Origin of the sequence: Rubellimicrobium thermophilum DSM 16684, from assembly GCF_000442315.1 — a bacterium.
GTDB lineage: Bacteria > Pseudomonadota > Alphaproteobacteria > Rhodobacterales > Rhodobacteraceae > Rubellimicrobium > Rubellimicrobium thermophilum.
Genome location: NZ_KE557320.1, coordinates 541,221 through 557,238 on the forward strand (window position 1 = coordinate 541,221; position 16,018 = coordinate 557,238).

At 68.4% G+C, this 16,018-nt stretch carries 12 protein-coding genes and 5 pseudogenes; 10 read left to right on the top strand and 7 right to left on the bottom strand.

The window, feature by feature from the left end; translation table 11 throughout:
* Window positions 1–17: 17 nt before the first annotated feature.
* The 9 genes and pseudogenes from murC to RUTHE_RS03655 all read left to right on the top strand — a co-directional run bounded on the left by murC (window position 18) and on the right by RUTHE_RS03655 (window position 9,954).
* Window positions 18–1,421 carry a UDP-N-acetylmuramate--L-alanine ligase gene (murC, locus tag RUTHE_RS03615; RefSeq protein WP_021096917.1) on the top strand — a complete coding sequence of 468 codons (1,404 nt, stop codon included), beginning with the start codon at window positions 18–20 and terminating at the stop codon, window positions 1,419–1,421.
* Window positions 1,422–1,526: 105 nt separating this feature from the next.
* On the top strand, window positions 1,527–1,793 hold the full coding sequence (locus RUTHE_RS03620) for a DUF2484 family protein (RefSeq protein ID WP_342662204.1): 267 nt from the start codon (window positions 1,527–1,529) through the stop codon (window positions 1,791–1,793).
* Window positions 1,790–2,723 (top strand): annotated as a pseudogene (gene murB / locus RUTHE_RS03625) (UDP-N-acetylmuramate dehydrogenase). The gene RUTHE_RS03620 and the pseudogene murB overlap by 4 nt, the downstream one beginning before the upstream one ends.
* A gap of 70 nt (window positions 2,724–2,793) precedes the next feature.
* Window positions 2,794–3,708: a D-alanine--D-alanine ligase gene (locus tag RUTHE_RS03630; protein WP_084464989.1), complete on the top strand. Its 915-nt coding sequence runs from the start codon at window positions 2,794–2,796 to the stop codon at window positions 3,706–3,708.
* Entirely contained in the window at window positions 3,696–4,652 is a 957-nt protein-coding gene (locus RUTHE_RS03635; protein ID WP_021096922.1) for a cell division protein FtsQ/DivIB, read from the top strand. The genes RUTHE_RS03630 and RUTHE_RS03635 overlap by 13 nt, the downstream gene beginning before the upstream one ends.
* Window positions 4,652–5,989 carry a cell division protein FtsA gene (gene ftsA, locus RUTHE_RS03640; protein ID WP_021096923.1) on the top strand — a complete coding sequence of 446 codons (1,338 nt, stop codon included), beginning with the start codon at window positions 4,652–4,654 and terminating at the stop codon, window positions 5,987–5,989. The genes RUTHE_RS03635 and ftsA overlap by 1 nt, the downstream gene beginning before the upstream one ends.
* Before the next feature lie 217 nt (window positions 5,990–6,206).
* Window positions 6,207–7,908, top strand: a pseudogene (gene ftsZ / locus RUTHE_RS03645) (cell division protein FtsZ).
* 173 nt (window positions 7,909–8,081) lie between these two features.
* Entirely contained in the window at window positions 8,082–9,008 is a 927-nt protein-coding gene (lpxC, locus tag RUTHE_RS03650) for a UDP-3-O-acyl-N-acetylglucosamine deacetylase (RefSeq protein WP_021096926.1), read from the top strand.
* Between the two features lie 104 nt (window positions 9,009–9,112).
* A pseudogene (locus RUTHE_RS03655) lies at window positions 9,113–9,954 on the top strand (outer membrane protein assembly factor BamD).
* Window positions 9,955–9,972: 18 nt separating this feature from the next.
* Here RUTHE_RS03655 and RUTHE_RS03660 read toward each other — a convergent pair.
* Window positions 9,973–11,506: pseudogene (locus RUTHE_RS03660) on the bottom strand (UxaA family hydrolase).
* A 72-nt stretch (window positions 11,507–11,578) separates the two neighbouring features.
* Here RUTHE_RS03660 and RUTHE_RS03665 point away from each other — a divergent pair.
* Window positions 11,579–12,274, top strand: a complete 696-nt coding sequence (locus RUTHE_RS03665) for a GntR family transcriptional regulator (RefSeq protein WP_245542186.1) — start codon at window positions 11,579–11,581, stop codon at window positions 12,272–12,274.
* A 326-nt stretch (window positions 12,275–12,600) separates the two neighbouring features.
* Here RUTHE_RS03665 and RUTHE_RS17350 read toward each other — a convergent pair whose 3' ends face one another.
* The 6 genes and pseudogenes from RUTHE_RS17350 to RUTHE_RS03680 all read right to left on the bottom strand — a co-directional run bounded on the left by RUTHE_RS17350 (window position 12,601) and on the right by RUTHE_RS03680 (window position 16,009).
* The gene (locus tag RUTHE_RS17350; RefSeq protein WP_021096931.1) at window positions 12,601–12,852 is read right to left on the bottom strand and encodes a hypothetical protein; all 252 of its coding nucleotides are present in this window, start codon (window positions 12,850–12,852) and stop codon (window positions 12,601–12,603) included.
* Window positions 12,849–13,190: an FGGY-family carbohydrate kinase gene (locus tag RUTHE_RS17355; protein WP_245542204.1), complete on the bottom strand. Its 342-nt coding sequence runs from the start codon at window positions 13,188–13,190 to the stop codon at window positions 12,849–12,851. Before RUTHE_RS17355 ends, RUTHE_RS17350 begins: the two co-directional genes overlap by 4 nt.
* 236 nt (window positions 13,191–13,426) lie before the next feature.
* A pseudogene (locus RUTHE_RS17360) lies at window positions 13,427–13,951 on the bottom strand (FGGY family carbohydrate kinase); the annotation flags it as partial.
* A complete protein-coding gene (locus tag RUTHE_RS17365) occupies window positions 13,885–14,109 on the bottom strand; it encodes an FGGY family carbohydrate kinase (RefSeq protein ID WP_021096933.1) in 225 nt (74 codons plus the stop codon). The gene RUTHE_RS17365 and the pseudogene RUTHE_RS17360, both read right to left, overlap by 67 nt.
* The gene (locus tag RUTHE_RS03675) at window positions 14,106–15,194 is read right to left on the bottom strand and encodes a M42 family metallopeptidase (protein ID WP_021096934.1); all 1,089 of its coding nucleotides are present in this window, start codon (window positions 15,192–15,194) and stop codon (window positions 14,106–14,108) included. The genes RUTHE_RS17365 and RUTHE_RS03675 overlap by 4 nt, the downstream gene beginning before the upstream one ends.
* The gene (locus RUTHE_RS03680; RefSeq protein ID WP_021096935.1) at window positions 15,191–16,009 is read right to left on the bottom strand and encodes a BtpA/SgcQ family protein; all 819 of its coding nucleotides are present in this window, start codon (window positions 16,007–16,009) and stop codon (window positions 15,191–15,193) included. The genes RUTHE_RS03675 and RUTHE_RS03680 overlap by 4 nt, the downstream gene beginning before the upstream one ends.
* Between the last annotated feature and the right edge of the window lie 9 nt (window positions 16,010–16,018).

Below are 16,018 nucleotides of genomic sequence, written 5' to 3' on the forward strand. Positions count from 1 at the left end.
AGGACGGAGGCTGGCCGATGCAGAGGCCCACGAAGCTGCCCCAGGATGTCGGCCCGATCCATTTCGTCGGGATCGGCGGGATCGGGATGTCGGGAATCGCCGAGGTGCTGCTGACGCTCGGCTACCGGGTGCAGGGGTCCGACGCGCGGGAGAACGAGAATGTCGCGCGCCTGCGGGGGCTTGGCGTTCCGATCTGGATCGGTCAGAAGGCCGAGAACCTGGACGGGGCCGAGGTCGTCGTCATTTCCTCCGCGATCAAGCCCGGCAATCCGGAGCTGGACGCGGCCCGCGCCCGGGGGCTGCCCGTCGTCCGCCGCGCCGAGATGCTGGCCGAGCTGATGCGCCTGAAGTCCAATGTGGCCATCGCCGGAACCCATGGAAAGACCACCACCACGACGATGGTGGCCAAGCTTCTCGAGGCGGGGGGATTCGACCCGACCGTGGTCAATGGCGGAATCATCGAGAGCTATGGCTCCACGTCGCGCATCGGTCAGGGCGAATGGATGGTCGTTGAAGCCGACGAGAGCGATGGCACTTTCAACCGCCTTCCGGCGACGATCGCGATCGTCACCAACATCGATCCCGAACATATGGAGCACTGGGGTTCGGTCGAGGCGCTCCGCCGTGGCTTTCTGGAGTTTGTCTCGCATATCCCGTTCTACGGTCTTGCGGTCTGCTGCACCGATCACCCCGAGGTGCAGGCGCTGGTGGGCCGGGTGACGGATCGTCGCGTGCGCACCTTCGGCTTCAATGCCCAGGCCGATGTGCGGGCCACCCATCCCACCTACGAGGGTGGCGTGGCGCATTTCGATGTCATCCTCCAGGCCGAAGGCGACCGGATCGAGGGCATGACCCTGCCCATGCCGGGGGATCACAACGTGTCCAACGCCCTGGCGGCTATCGCCGTGGCCCGTCACCTCGGGATCGGCAAGGACACGATCCGCGATGCCCTCGCGGCCTTCCGCAGTCCGAAGCGCCGCTTCACCCGCGTGGGCGAGGCGCGGGGCGTGACGGTGATCGACGATTACGGCCATCATCCGGTCGAGATCGCCGCCGTCCTGCGCGCAGCCCGCCAGTATTCCAAAGGCCGCATCATCGCGATCCATCAGCCGCATCGCTATTCGCGCCTCTCCTCGCTGTTCGAGGACTTCTGCACCTGTTTCAACGAAGCCGATGTCGTCGGTATTGCCGATGTCTATGCCGCGGGAGAGGATCCGATTCCCGGGGCCGGCCGCGATGATCTGGTCGCCGGGCTGATCCGGCATGGGCATCGTCATGCCCGCGCCGTCACCGACGAGGATGATCTTCTCCGCCTTGTGAAGGAGCAGGCCGGGCCGGGCGATCTTGTTGTCTGTCTCGGTGCGGGCAGCATCACCAACTGGGCCCAGGCGCTGCCCGGCCGTCTCGAAGGAACCCGATGACATGACAGGACAGGGCATCACCGCATCGATTTCCCCATCCCTTCTCCCGGCGCTCTCCGAAAGGGGGAGGGCGTGCGTCCGGGCCGGCAGGGCGGGAGCGCGCGTATGATGACGCCGCCCCTGATCCTCACGCTCCTGTGGTTCGTGGCGGCGAATGGCGCGGCAATGCTGCCCACGCGCGGCAACCGCCGCAAGCGGGCGGTCCTGCTTGTCGTCGTCGGGGTCCCCCTTCTGGGATGGCTGACGGCCGTGCACGGGCCGGTTGCGGGAATCCTGGCGCTGGCGGCCGGGACCTCGGTCCTGCGCTGGCCGATCATCCATGTCCTGCGGCGGGCAGGATACGGCCTGCGCCGCGGGGAGCCGGCAGAATGAGCCGCTGGCCGCCGCTTCGCGGCACGCTGACCGAGGGTCGCCCCCTGGCCGATCTGACCTGGCTGCGCGTGGGTGGGCCGGCCGATGCGCTCGTCCAGCCGGCGGATGTGGAGGATCTCTGCGCCTTCCTGGCGGCGCTGCCTGCCGATGTTCCGGTCTTTCCCATGGGGGTGGGATCGAACCTGATCGTCCGTGACGGGGGTGTCCGCGGTGTGGTCCTGCGGCTTGGGCCGCGGCTTCAACGCGATCACGGTGGAGGATGGCCGCGTGCGCGCCGGGGCGGCCGCTCTTGATGCGCATGTGGCGCGCCGGGCTGCCGAGGCCGGCCTCGACCTGACCTTCCTGCGGACCATTCCCGGCACGATCGGCGGCGCCGTGCGGATGAACGCCGGATGCTACGGAACCTATGTCAGCGATGTCCTTGTCGAGGCACGGGTGGTGCTGCGCGATGGCTCGATGGTGGTGATGCCGAAGGCGGATCTGGACCTCGCCTATCGGTCGAGCCGGCTGCCGGAGGGGGCCGTCATCGTCGAGGCCCTGTTCGCGCCGCCCCCCGGAGAGCCCGCCGCCCTGGAAAGGCGGATGGAGGAACAGATCGCCCGCCGTGATGCCTCTCAGCCTGTCCGGGATCGCACGGCGGGTTCGACCTTCCGCAATCCGTCCGGCCACTCCTCCACCGGCCGCAGCGACGACACGCACGAGATGAAGGCCTGGAAGCTGATCGAGGATGCGGGCATGCGCGGTGCGCGCATCGGCGGCGCGATCATGAATCCCAAGCATGCCAATTTCCTCACCAATGCCGGCGGGGCCAGTGCGGCCGATCTCGAATCCCTGGGCGAGGCTGTGCGAAAGGCCGTTTACGATCACAGCGGAGTGACGCTAGAGTGGGAGATCATGCGGGTCGGAGAACCCGCCTGTCGTGAGGGGTAGGCCCGGTCACGGGCGCTTAAGATCAAGATGACGGGCCGGAGGACGGCCCGCAGATGGGGCAGTCGAGGGCATGTCGGGCAGGGCAGGTCCCAGAGTTGCCGTCCTCATGGGCGGCCTGTCGGCGGAGCGCGAGGTTTCGCTCTCCTCCGGTCGGGGTTGCGCGTCCGCCCTCCGGGAAGCAGGGTATGACGTCGTCGAGATCGATGCGGGGCCGGATCTGGCACTTCGGCTGGCCGATGTCGCGCCCGATGTCGCCTTCAACGCCCTGCATGGCCGGTGGGGTGAGGACGGATGCGTCCAGGGGCTGCTGGAATGGATGCGCATCCCCTACACGCATTCGGGCGTTCTGGCCTCTGCCCTTGCCATGGACAAGCAGCGCGCGAAGGAGGCGTTCCGCCAGGCTGGTCTTCCGGTCGCTCCCAGCCTGCTTGTTTCCCGGCAGGAGGTAGAGGCGCGCCATGTCATGGCGCCCCCCTATGTCGTCAAGCCGAATGACGAGGGCTCTTCGGTCGGTGTCTTCATCGTCCCGGAAGGGAGCAATGCGCCGCCGCAGCTTGCCGAGACGATGCCCGCAACGGTCATGGTGGAGGCCTTCGCCCCCGGACGCGAGCTGACGACCGCCGTCCTGGGCGATCGCCCCCTCACGGTGACCGACATCGTCACGGAGGGATGGTATGATTATCATGCCAAATACGCCCCGGGCGGCTCGCGTCACATCCTGCCCGCCGACATCCCCCGCGATGTCTTCGAGGCCTGTCTCGACCTTGCCCTGCGGGCTCATCGGGCCCTGGGCTGCCGGGGCCTGTCCCGGACGGATTTCCGCTGGGACGAAAGCCGGGGGCTCGACGGGCTCGTGATCCTCGAGCTCAACACCCAGCCCGGCATGACGCCGACCTCGCTTGCGCCCGAGCAGGCGGCCGCGATCGGCATGTCCTTCCCGGAACTCTGCCGCTGGCTGGTGGAGGATGCCTCATGCGGACGTTGAAGCTGTTGTGGCAGATCACCATTCCTTCGCTGCGCCGCCTGCCCGAGGCCGTGCCGAGCGGGATGCGTCGCGATCCCGCGCCGACCCTGTGGTCCTACCGCTATCAGAGGCTGATGCTCACCCCTGCCTATCGGCGGCTGGTGCGCATCGGTCTGCCCTCTGCGGTGGCGGTGCTGATGCTCGGGGGCTGGTTTGCGGCGCCCGGCAACCGGGCCTGGCTTCTGGCCGAGATCGAGGCCGTCAAGAATGCCATCCAGGAACGGCCCGAGTTCATGGTCCATGACATCGAGGTCATCGGCGCCGACCGGGCCCTGTCGGTGGCCATCCATGGCATTGCGGATTTCGACTTTCCCCTGTCGTCCTTCGACATCGATCTTGCAGCTCTGCGCGACCGCGTGACCGAGCTGTCGGCGGTGCGCAGGGCCGAGGTCAGCGTGGCCCCCGGCGGCGTCCTGCGCGTGGTGGTGGACCAGCGCAAGCCCGTCGCCGTATGGCGCTATTCCGATGGGCTTCGCCTCATCGATGCCGAGGGCGTGATGACCGGCATGATCGCCTCACGCAGCGACCGGGCCGATCTGCCCCTCATTGCCGGCGACGGCGCACGCGACGCCATCGACGAGGCTCTTGCCCTGTTCGCCACGGCCGAACCGATCAAGGATCGCGTGCGGGGGCTTGTGCGGATGGGCGAGCGCCGCTGGGACATGGTGCTTGACGGCGATTTGCGCATCCTCCTGCCGGCCGAAGGGGCAGTCCAGGCGCTTCAGCGAGTGCTGGCCCTGCATGAGGCGCAGGATCTGCTCGATCGCGACGTGGCGGTGGTGGACATGCGCCTTGGCCAGCGCCCGACCCTCCGCCTCAATCAGCCGGCTCTCAATGTGCTGCGCAACGCGGCCGCCAGCGCGGGATATGCCGCCCCCGCAGCGCCCATCGAAGAGGAGCAATGATGCCCCCCCTCCACCAGGCTCAGCGGGCCATGCGCGCCCTGCGCCGCGCGGCGCTCCAGCGCGGCGTCATCGCGATCCTCGATCTCGGCAGTTCCAAGATCGCCTGCCTCGTGCTGCGTTTCGATGCCTCGCCCGGTGCCGTCGGAGAGGAGAGCGATGTAGGCCCCATGGCCGGGCAGGCCCAGTTCCGGGTGATCGGCGCCTCGGTCACGCGGTCGCGGGGGATCCGCCTGGGCGAGGTCGATTCCATGCAGGAGACCGAGCGGGCGATCCGCACCGCCGTGCAGGCGGCCCAGAAGGCGGCGAATGTCCGTGTCGATCATGTGATCGCCTGCTTCTCCGGCGGCAGGCCTGAAAGCCATGCCCTGTTCGGCGAGGCCGATGTCGAAGGCCCGGTCGTCACCGGCGCCGATATCGGGCGGGTGCTGGCTGCCTGCGACATGCCCGATCTCGGTCCTTCGCGCGAGGTGCTCCACGCCCATCCGGTTCATTTCGCGCTCGATCATCGTACCGGCGTTTCCGATCCCCGCGGGCAGGCAGGGCAGCGGCTGTCCACGGATGTCCATCTGCTGACCGTCGATGCCGCCGCGATCGAGACCATTCTTCTCTGCCTCAAGCGATGCGATCTCGAATGCGCGGGGCTGGCCTCGGCGGCCTATGTCTCGGGCATTGCCGCCCTCGTGGAGGACGAGCAGGAGCTCGGGGCGGCCTGCATCGACATGGGGGGGGGTTCGACCGGTCTGTCCATCTTCATCCGCAAGCACATGATCTACGCCGATTCCGTCCGCCTGGGGGGGGATCATGTGACAGCCGATATCTCGATGGGCCTTCAGGTTCCGCATGCCACGGCCGAACGACTCAAGACCCTGCATGGGGGTGTGGTCGCCACGGGAATGGACGACCGCGAACTGATCCCCATCGGCGGCGACAGTGGCGACTGGGAGCGCGACCGGCGCATGGTCAGCCGGACGGATCTGATCGGCATCATGCGCCCGCGGGTCGAAGAGATCCTCGAGGAGGTGCGGGCACGGCTCGATTTCGCCGGCTTCGACCAGCTTCCATCCCAGTCCATCGTCCTCACGGGCGGGGGATCGCAGATTCCTGGCCTTGACGGGCTGGCCTCGCGCATCCTTGGGCGCAGGGTGCGAATGGGCCGGCCGCTGAGGGTCCAGGGTCTGCCGCAGGCGGCGACCGGCGGGGCCTTTTCCGCCGCTGTCGGGCTGACGCTCCTTGCAGCCAATCCGAAGGACGAATGGTGGGATTTCGAGGCTCCACCGGAGCGCTATCCGGCACGGTCGCTCCGCCGGGCGGTGCGCTGGTTCCGCGACAACTGGTGAGCGGCGGATTCCGGCCGAAACTTCGGCGCTTGCGCCCCGGCCTTGCGGAATTGCGTCAGAAACGCGACGGAGAGCTGTTTTGCGCGTGACGGCGCGCCAGCAGGTCGATAGGATCGATTCGACCGTCGGCACGACCCGGAACGCAGGACGGGGCGACGGGGCGGGGCCGTCGGACAGCGGCACGAGAAATACGGGATAACAGGCGGACAACAGCGCGATGGCACTCAATCTCTCCCTCCCCGGGCAGGAGGAACTCAAGCCCCGCATCACCGTGTTCGGCGTTGGCGGCGCCGGCGGCAATGCCGTCAACAACATGATCGCCAAGCAGCTTGAGGGTGTGGAATTCGTCGTCGCCAACACCGACGCGCAGGCCCTCAAGCAGTCGAACGCGCCTGCGAAGATCCAGATGGGGATCAAGGCGACCGAAGGGCTTGGCGCCGGGGCGCGGCCTTCCGTCGGCGCCGCCGCCGCCGAGGAATCGATCCAGCAGATCGTCGATCACCTCGCAGGCGCCCATATGTGCTTCATCACCGCGGGCATGGGCGGCGGGACCGGAACCGGCGCGGCACCCATCATCGCCCAGGCGGCGCGCGAGCTTGGCGTGCTGACCGTGGGGGTCGTGACCAAGCCCTTCCAGTTCGAGGGCGCCAGGCGGATGCGCCAGGCCGAAGAGGGGATCGAGGCGCTTCAGAAGGTCGTCGATACCCTCATCATCATCCCGAACCAGAACCTGTTCCGCCTCGCCACCGAAAACACCACCTTCACCGAGGCCTTCGCCCTGGCCGATGATGTGCTGTATCAGGGCGTCAAGGGGGTCACCGATCTGATGGTCAGGCCCGGCCTCATCAATCTCGACTTCGCCGATGTCCGCGCGGTGATGGACGAGATGGGCAAGGCCATGATGGGCACCGGCGAGGCCGAGGGACCCGACCGCGCCACCCCATGCTGCCGAGAAGGCCATTGCCAACCCGCTGCTCGACGAGATCAGCCTCAAGGGTGCCAAGGGCGTGCTGATCAACATCACCGGCGGCCATGACATGACCCTCTTCGAGTTCGACGAGGCTGCCAACAAGATCCGCGAGATGGTTGACGAGGATGCCAACATCATCGTCGGGTCCTCGCTCGATCCGGAGATGACGGGGCGGATGCGGGTCTCGGTGGTGGCCACGGGCATCGATGCCGGCCAGTCCCGCGGCGAAGTTCCCCTGCCGCGGCGTTCCATGTCCGCCCCCCTGCGTGAGAAGGTCAGCATCGAGGAGCCGCAGGTCCCCGCCGCCCGAACGGCAGCGACCGCACGGCCTGCCGTGCAGCCGGCCGCAACTCAGCCTGCCTCGCGCCCGGCCCCTCAGCCCGCTGCGCCGCGCCCGGCCGCCCAGCCGGCTGCCCCGGTCGCCGCATCGGCCATGTCTGCCCGGGCGGTCGAATCTGCACCGGCAGAGCGGACATTCGATGCGCGCGCGCCTCAGCCCGTCCATCACGACGTGGGTGATTTCTCCGACATCGAGTCAGCCCTCCAGGAGGACGCGCTGCCGCCCCCGGCCTATCAGCCGCCGCCTCAGCCCCAGACCGCCGCGCCGATGGCGGTCGCATCCCAGCCTGCTCCGCAGGCCGGGGCCAGACCTCCGGCCGGAACTCCCACGCCCGAAGCGATCGCACGGCTGCGCGCCATGGCCTCGCGTGCGGCCGAAGCCCGCGGAAACGATGTCCCGCGTCCCGCCCCTGCGGCTCCGCAATCCCAGCCGCAGACCGAGAAGCGGGGTTTCGGGATCAACTCGCTGATCAACCGGATGACCGGCGGCCACGCCTCCGACTCGCCCGCCGCGGCACGGGCGCCGGCCCGCGCGCCCTATGAATCTCCCGCCGAAAGCGAACAGGAACGGGCGGATATTCCTGCCTTCCTGCGCCGCCAGGCGAATTGAGATCGCCTCTGTCGTCTCGTTCTCTTCGGGGCCGCCCTTCGGGGCGGCCCTGTTCATTCTGCACGTCGTGTTTCAGCGCGTCAGAATCCGTGAATTGGCGTTGCAGCCGCGAATGCCTAGATCGAACCTGTGGCGCCTGAAGGGCACCAGACCGAATTCCGCAGAGGCCGATCTTGCAGACCACACTGAACCAGAGCGTCGTTGTCGCGGGTGCCGGGCTCCATACCGGAACGGCGGCGCGGGTCGTGCTGCGTGCCGCCCCGGCCGACAGCGGCATCCTCTTCCGGCGCATGGACGCCGGGGGCGCATCCATCCCCGCCCGCTGGGACCGTGCCCGCCATGGCCCTCTGGCCACCCGGCTCCTGGGGGAAGGTGGGGTGGAAATCTCGACCGTCGAGCATCTGATGGCGGCCTTCGCCGGGCTCGGCATCCACAACGCGACCGTGGAGGTCGAGGGGCCGGAGCTGCCGATCCTGGACGGCTCGGCCGCGCCCTGGGTGAAGGCGATCCTGCAGGCGGGGATCCGGCAGCTCGATGCGCCCTTGAGGGCCATCGCGCTGCGCCGCACCGTCGAAGTCACGGATGAACAGGGCGCCCTTGCCCGGCTGGAACCGGCCCCGGGCCTGTCCATGCATTTCGTCATCGCGTTCAGGGACGAAGCCATCGGCCGCCAGGAGCTGTCGCTCGACCTTGCCAACGGAGCCTTCCTGCGCGAGCTGTGTCAGGCTCGCACCTTCTGCCGCCTCTCCGATGTGGAGCGGATGCGGAAGGAGGGTCTCGCCCTTGGGGGCAGCTTCGGCAATGCCGTCGTCGTGGACGGCGCACGGGTTCTCACCCCCGGGGGACTGCGCTATCCCGACGAACCGGTGCGGCACAAGATGCTCGACGCGATGGGCGATCTGGCCCTGGCCGGGGCCCCGCTCCTTGCGCGCTATACCGGCCTGAAGGCGGGACATACGCTGACCAACCGGTTGCTGCACGCCCTTTTCGCCGATGACAGCGCCTGGTGCTTCGTGACCGTGGATGCGGCACTGGCGCAGCGTCTTCCCGGTGCCGGAGTGACCCCCGAGGACCTTTCCGCCGCACAGGTCGCGGCATAGGACTCAGGCAAGGCTTTCTCCGCCTTCGGCAATCGTGCTACAGGGGCGGGGGAGCCCCGCGGGGCACCCCAACGAGAGCGACGGCACGAGCGGCGAGGCACGCAATGACGGCAGGATGGGGACGGGTCGGGCTCGGGGTCGTACTGGCGCTGGGACTTGCTGCCTGTGGAGGCCCGGGAGGCAATCTCCGCACGCCGGGCGCCCTGGACGGCTACAGCCCCGACCAGATCTATGTCTGGGCGAACAGGCCCTCGACCGAGGGCGCGAATCCGACGCAGCCTTCTTCTTCTCCGAGATCGAACGCCTTTACCCCTATTCCGAATGGGCCAAGCGCGGCCTCATCATGGCTGCCTTCGCCTATCACCGCGACCGCGACTACGAGAACGCCCGCGCGGCGGCCCAGCGCTATCTCGACTTCTATCCCGCCGAGGAGGATGCCGCCTATGCGCAATACCTCCTCGCGCTGTCCTATTACGACCAGATCGACGATATCGGCCGCGACCAGGGCCTGACCTTCCAGGCCCTCCAGTCGCTGCGCGCCGTGATCGAAGGCTATCCGGACAGCCAGTATGCCGCCGATGCGATGGTCAAGTTCGACCTCGCCTTCAACCATCTCGCCGCGAAGGAGATGGAGATCGGGCGCTACTACCTTGCCCGCGGGCATTATGCCGCGGCGGCCAACCGCTTCCGCGTGGTCGTCGAGGATTTCCAGACGACACAGCAGACGCCCGAAGCCCTCTACCGTCTGGTCGAAGCCTATCTGGCGCTCGGCCTCGATGCCGAGGCCCAGACGGCAGGGGCCATCCTCGGCCACAACTACCGCGAGACGGACTGGTATCGCGATGCCCATGCCCTTCTGACGGGCCGCGGCCTGCGCGTCGAGGCCACGGGGGACAACTGGCTCTCGGCGATCTACCGGCAGGTCGTGCGCGGCGAATGGATCTGAAAGCAGAGGCCGCCCCATCTACATCACCGCTCCCATCTGCCAGGGAACGAACTCGGCCCCGCCAAAGCCCAGACGTTCGGATTTCGTGCGTTCGCCGGAGGCAACCGCCACCATCAGGTCGAGAAGTTCGCGCCCCTTCTGCTCCACCGGCACGCCGCGCGCGATGATGTCGCCGCAGTCGAGATCCATGTCATCGGCCATGCGGGCGGCCATCTCGCTGTTGGTGGCCAGCTTGATGCAGGGCACCGGCTTGTAGCCCGAAACCGATCCCCGCCCCGTGGTGAACACGATCAGATTCGCCCCCGAGGCGATCTGACCGGTGACGGAACAGGGATCGTATCCGGGGCTGTCCATGTAGACGAAGCCCTTCTGCGTGATCGGCTCCGCATAGCGATAGACCCCGGACAGCGGCGCGGTGCCGCCCTTGGCCACGGCGCCCAGGCTCTTTTCCAGGATCGTGGTCAGCCCGCCGCGCTTGTTGCCGGGAGAGGGATTGTTGTCCATCTGCCCCCCCCAGCGAGCGGTATAGTCCTCCCACCAGCGGATCAGATCCAGAAGCTTCATTCCCACCTCCGGCGTCACCGCACGGCGCGTCAGCAGATGTTCGGCGCCATAGATCTCGGGCGTTTCGGACAGGATCGTCGTGCCGCCATGCGCCACCAGAAGATCCGAGGCATGGCCCAGCGCCGGATTGGCCGTGATCCCCGAATAGCCGTCCGAGCCCCCGCATTGCAGCCCCACGGTCAGATGATCGAGGCCCACCGCCTCGCGCCGGCAGCGGCTGGCGACCTCGGCCATCTCGCGCAGGATGGCCACACCCTGTTCCACGGTGCGGCGCGTGCCGCCGGTCTGCTGGATCGTCATCATGCGGAACAGGCCGTCTCCGCGCATCCGTCCCGCAGCGGCCAGATCCCCAACCTGCATCACCTCGCAGCCGAGGCCGACAAGCAGGATGCCTGCAAAGTTCGGATTGCGCGCCCAGCCGCGCAGCGTGCGCATGAGCGTCTCGTAGCCTTCGCCTTTCGAGGCCATCCCGCAGCCGGTGCCATGGACGATGGGGCACGACCCCGTCGATGGCGGGATTGTCGCGCAGCCACGCCTCGCGCTCGCAGGCCTCGGCGATGAAGCGGGCGACGGAACCGGAGCAGTTCACCGTGGTCAGCACGCCCAGATAGTTGCGCGTGCCCACCTGCCCGTCCGCCCTGCGATAGCCGAGAAAGCTGCGCGGTTCGACCGCCGGCAGCGGGCGCAGATCGGTCGAGAAGGCATAATCCGTGTCATGCGCCCCCATGCCGAGATTGTGGGAATGGACATGATCGCCGGGGGCGATGGCCTGGGTCGCGGCACCGATGATCTGACCATAGCGGATCACCCGGCCGCCGACCGGGATCGGCGCGAGGGCGATCTTGTGACCGCGCGGGACGGGGCCGGCAAGAGTGATACCGTATTCAGGCAGGAGGCTGTCCGCCGGCAGGTCGGCCAGGGCGATGACGACATTGTCGGACGGATGGAGCCGGAGCGTCCGGGCGGCAGCGGTGTCGAGCATGGGCATCCCCCTGAAACGGATCGACAGGCATGTTGACAGGCACGGGGCCTTGGCTAGCATGCTAGCATGTCGCAAGTGGTGAGGGACAGGGGAAACGGGCTGAGGCCGCTCGCGGCCTTCAGCGGGACACTGGCCCAGCGAACCTACGCCGCCCTGAAGGAGGCCATCCTCGATCTCACCCTCAAGCCCGGCGAGATCATCCGCAAGGGCGAGGTCTGCTCGGCCCTGGGCGTGTCGCGCTCTCCGGTCAGCGAGGCCCTGGCACGGCTGGCTGCCGAGGCTCTGGTCGATGTCGTCCCGCAGGCCGGAACCTTCGTTGCACGACTGTCCATGGAAGAGGTGCGCGAAGGCGCCTTCCTGCGTGAGGCGCTGGAGCTTCATGCCGTGGAGGCTGTCGCCTCCGCCGTCACGGACGAGCAGGTCACGCTGCTGCGCCGCAGCCTGGCCGTGCAGGAAGCCCTGGCCGGCGCCGAGGACATGGGCGCCTTCTACGATGAGGACGCCCGCATGCATGAGATGATCCTGGGCATGACCGGCCATCGGCGCCTGCCGGGGCTGTCGCGGACGGCATGGGTGCATGTGGACCGGGCGCGGCGCCTGATGCTGCCCACGCCGGGACGGATGGCAGAGACCGTCGAGGAACACAGGGCCATCATCGAGGCCATCGCCGCCCGCGATCCCGCCGCCGCGCGCGAGGCGACGCGCCGGCATCTGGGACAGCTTCTGAAGCGGCTCGAGGCGCTGGCCATGGAACGTCCCGACCTGTTTTCCTGACACAGGGCCTGACACAGGGGGCGTGCGATCCCGCGCTGTCCCCAGGGCGCCGCGGAATGCGCGGCGGGCAGGGGGGCTGCGCCGTCCGTCCGCGCCGACGCACCGGCAAGGGGCCGGTTCGTCGGGAGAGATGGCGTGGACAGAGGCAGAAGGCATGGCGCGGGATCTCCTTTCCCGGCCAGGATGCGGTGAAAAGGTTAACAAATCGTATGCGGATCGCGCGGTGGGTGTTGCAGGCAGGGGTCATCCTGCAACCGATTGTCAAGAAATCAATTTCTGGCGAATCTCGTGATTCGCGGGAACAAAGATGAACAGAAGCTGAATCGTCATCCCGTTCCACCGCCCCCATCGCCGGGGCGCAGCCGCATCAGATCCTTCGTCCTCTCGTAGAGAGCGCGGAAGATCCGCCAATGCGTCTCATAGGCCGGGACAGGACGGGGGTCGCAGCAGCCGACGGGGGGATTCCAGCGGTCGATCGCCTCGGCATCCGCGGCGCCGATGGCCTGCGCCGCAAGGAAGGCATCGCCATAGGACGCCCCGAGCGTGACGCGGCGCAGCTCCTGCGGCAACCCGGTCATGTCCGATGTGGCCTGGAGCCAGACCCCGCGGGCCCCGCCCCCACCGCCATCACGCGGGTCGGGGGGGAGCCGGCCTCGCGATAGGTCTCCACGATATGGCGGGTGGCTGCGGCAATCCCTTCGAGAGCCGCGTGGTAGATGTCGCCGCGGCCATGGGTGAGGTCGAGCCCGAACAGCACGCCGCGCGCATGGGGATCGTGCAGCGGCGTGCGCTCGCCCGAGAAATAGGGCAGGCAGACAAGGCCTCGCGCCCCGGGGGAGAGGCCTCGGCCTCGGCATGCAGATGGGCAAAGCCTTCGGCGCGGTCGAGATGGGGGGCCAGCAGGCCGCGCAGCCACTGGGTCAGCGTGCCGGAGGTGGCCAGACCCGCCATCGCCGCCGCCGGACCGGGATGAAGCCAGGGGGCCGTCCAGAGCCGGGAATCCGTCAGGCGCCTTTCGGTGAGCTGGATGACGAACACCGTCGAGCCATACATCAGCATCATGTCCCCGGGCCGGCGCAGGCCGACCGAGACCGCCTCGGCCGCGGCGTCGATGGTGCCGGTGGTCACGGGGGTTCCGGGGGCAAGGCCCGTCTCCTGCGCCGCCTCCGGCGTCACATGGCCCGCGATCTCGGCCGACCAGAGCAGATCCGGAAGCTGGCTGCGGTCGCAGATCCCCAGCAGATCGGCCGACCAGTCGCCGGTCGCGATGTCATAGAGCGGCGCCCAGCCCGCTGCCGTGTAGCGGTCCATCGCGAAGCGGCCCGTCAGCCGTTCGAGCAGGAAGCTCGTGGCCGTATGCAGGCGGGCGGTGCGCGACCAGATCGCGGGTTCGTGCCGGGCGAGCCAGAGGATCTTGGGCCCGACGGCCTGGGATGTCAGGGCCTGTCCGGCGCGGCGCAGGATCGCCTCTTCGCCCAGACGGGCGGTCAGCTCGGCGATTTCCGGGGCGGCGCGCGTGTCCACCCCGTAGAGGATGCCGGGGCGCAGCGGCCGGCCCGCCGCATCGACCGGCAGGCAGCAGGGGCCGATGGCGCTGATGGCCAGGGCCTTCACCGCCGAGCCGGGCAGGCCGGAGCGATCCAGCAGGGCGCGGGAGAGATGGACGACGGCGCCCACCAGTCCTCTTCGGCGCGGTGTTCCGCCCAGCCGGGCTGGGGAACCTGCATCTCATGCGGGCGGCGCGCCTCGGCCAGCAGGGCGCCTGTCGCCGTATCCACCAGAACCCCCTTCGATTCGAAGGTTCCGATGTCGATGCCCATCGTCACGGGGGTCATGGGCCACGCTCCAGCCTGAGGGACGGATCGATCCGCGCCAGGGCACCCTCCAGAAGATCCGTCAGGGCCGCAAGATCGCGCAGGTCGCAGATCTCGAGCGGGGAATGGGAATGGCGCATGGGAAAGCCGACATCGAGACAGGCCACCCCTGCGCCCACCGTCTGGACATAGGAGGCATCCGTCAGCACGCCCACCTGCGCGCTGCGCTGGAGCGGAAGACCCAGCGCCCCGGCCGCCTCCTCCATCAGCCGCACCAGAGCCGGATGCGGGATGACCCCATTGAGCGTGCCGCGCCCGTGAAAGCTGTAGAGGCTGATGCCGGGGCCGCCGCCCAGCGCCATCTCGCCCCGGTCGGCCATGTCGGGCGTGTCGGTCGCCAGCATCAGGTCGATCTGGATGGCGATGTCGGGGCGGAGGGTCTGCGCCGCAACCACGGCACCGCGCAGGTTGAATTCCTCCTGCACGGACCAGACGCAATGAACCGTCGGACCGCCCGCACGCTTGCCCAGCCGCTCGGCCAGCGCGACGAGGACGGCACAGCCCGCCCGGTCGTCCAGAGCCGTGGCGGCAATCCGATCCCCCGCAAGGGGCAGCCAGCGCGGGTGATAGACCACGGGGGTGCCGATGCGGATGCCGGCGGCCTCGGCCGCGGCCTTCGACCCATGGCCGCTGTCGATGCGGATCTCGGGCGCGGCGGGAGCGATGTATTTCTCTGCCGGAGATGTCGCATGATGCGACTTCACGGTGATCACCCCCGGCAAGGCTTCGCATCCCGGCGGACAGATCAGGACCGCCTGCGCAAGCATCGCCTTTTCCGCCACACCCCCCAGACGCTCGACACGCAGAAGCCCGTCGGCCTCCACCTTGCGCACGACAAAGCCGAGCTGATCCATATGGGCGAAGACCATCACGGAGGGCAGGGCCGGATCGCCGGGGAGGGTCAGGATCAGGTTCCCGAGGCGATCGGTGGTCGTGGACAGACCCACGGCCGACAGCCGATCGCGAAGCCAGGCGGCCACCGGCTCTTCATGGCCCGCAAGGCCGGGCAGCAGGCAGAGCGCCTTCAGATCGTCGCGAAGGCTCATGCGTGGGCGCCCCCCTGCCGGGTCTGCCGCACGAGGGCCATGAAGGCACGAGCGCGGTCCGGGTCCACCGGGTTCCATGTGTGTCCGTCGATCTTGAGCGCCGATCCCACGATGCAGCCATCGGCGATGCGCAGCACATCGGCCACCGTGTCGTGCCGGACGCCGGTATTGGCCAGGACCGGCACATCGCGCACGGCACGCTTGACGGCCTCCAGATCCTCCATCCGCGCGGCCTCTCCCGTGATCTGCCCGGAGACCAGCACGGCATCGGGAATCGAGGAGAACACCGCCGAACGGGCGCGATCAGGCAGGGGACGGCGGTCGAGACTGTCGGCGAACTCTGCCGAGATGTTGAAGAGCATGGCACAGTCCGCCCGGCCCAGCCTGTTGCGATAGCGCATCGCGCGGCCCGCATCGGGTGTCCACGGCCCCATGTCCGAGGCATAGCTGCCCGTGAAGATCTCGCGCATGAAGGCCGCGCCGGTGGCAGCGGCCAGTGCGACGGTGGACATCGGATCCCACAACACATCCACGCCGAAGGGCACCGTGATCTCTCCCCGCAGGCGTCCGATGACATAGGCCATCGTCGCGGTGCTGGCACGGTCCACCTCGAATTCGTAGGGGCGATCGTTCTCGTTGCCGAACATCACCGCATCCACGCCCGCCGCCTGCAGCGCATGCAGATCCGCCCGGGCCCCTTCCACGATCGCCTCCAGATCGCCGCCATGGAGCGGCGCACCGGGCAGGGCAGCAAGATGGACCATCGCGATGACGGGTTTGTGCGGCCCGAAGATCCGTCGGAACCTTTCGGTCATTTCCTTGTG

Excerpts from the sequence above, each read along its gene's own strand:
- murC (WP_021096917.1), top strand. The coding sequence starts at position 18 with ATGCAGAGGCCCACGAAGCTGCCCCAGGATGTCGGCCCGATCCATTTC.
- RUTHE_RS03620 (WP_342662204.1), top strand. The coding sequence starts at position 1,527 with ATGATGACGCCGCCCCTGATCCTCACGCTCCTGTGGTTCGTGGCGGCG.
- RUTHE_RS03630 (WP_084464989.1), top strand. The coding sequence starts at position 2,794 with ATGTCGGGCAGGGCAGGTCCCAGAGTTGCCGTCCTCATGGGCGGCCTG.
- RUTHE_RS03635 (WP_021096922.1), top strand. The coding sequence starts at position 3,696 with ATGCGGACGTTGAAGCTGTTGTGGCAGATCACCATTCCTTCGCTGCGC.
- ftsA (WP_021096923.1), top strand. The coding sequence starts at position 4,652 with ATGCCCCCCCTCCACCAGGCTCAGCGGGCCATGCGCGCCCTGCGCCGC.
- RUTHE_RS17350 (WP_021096931.1), bottom strand. The coding sequence starts at position 12,852 with ATGACCGGGTTGCCGCAGGAGCTGCGCCGCGTCACGCTCGGGGCGTCC.
- RUTHE_RS17365 (WP_021096933.1), bottom strand. The coding sequence starts at position 14,109 with ATGACCCCCGTGACGATGGGCATCGACATCGGAACCTTCGAATCGAAG.
- RUTHE_RS03675 (WP_021096934.1), bottom strand. The coding sequence starts at position 15,194 with ATGAGCCTTCGCGACGATCTGAAGGCGCTCTGCCTGCTGCCCGGCCTT.
- RUTHE_RS03680 (WP_021096935.1), bottom strand. The coding sequence starts at position 16,009 with ATGACCGAAAGGTTCCGACGGATCTTCGGGCCGCACAAACCCGTCATC.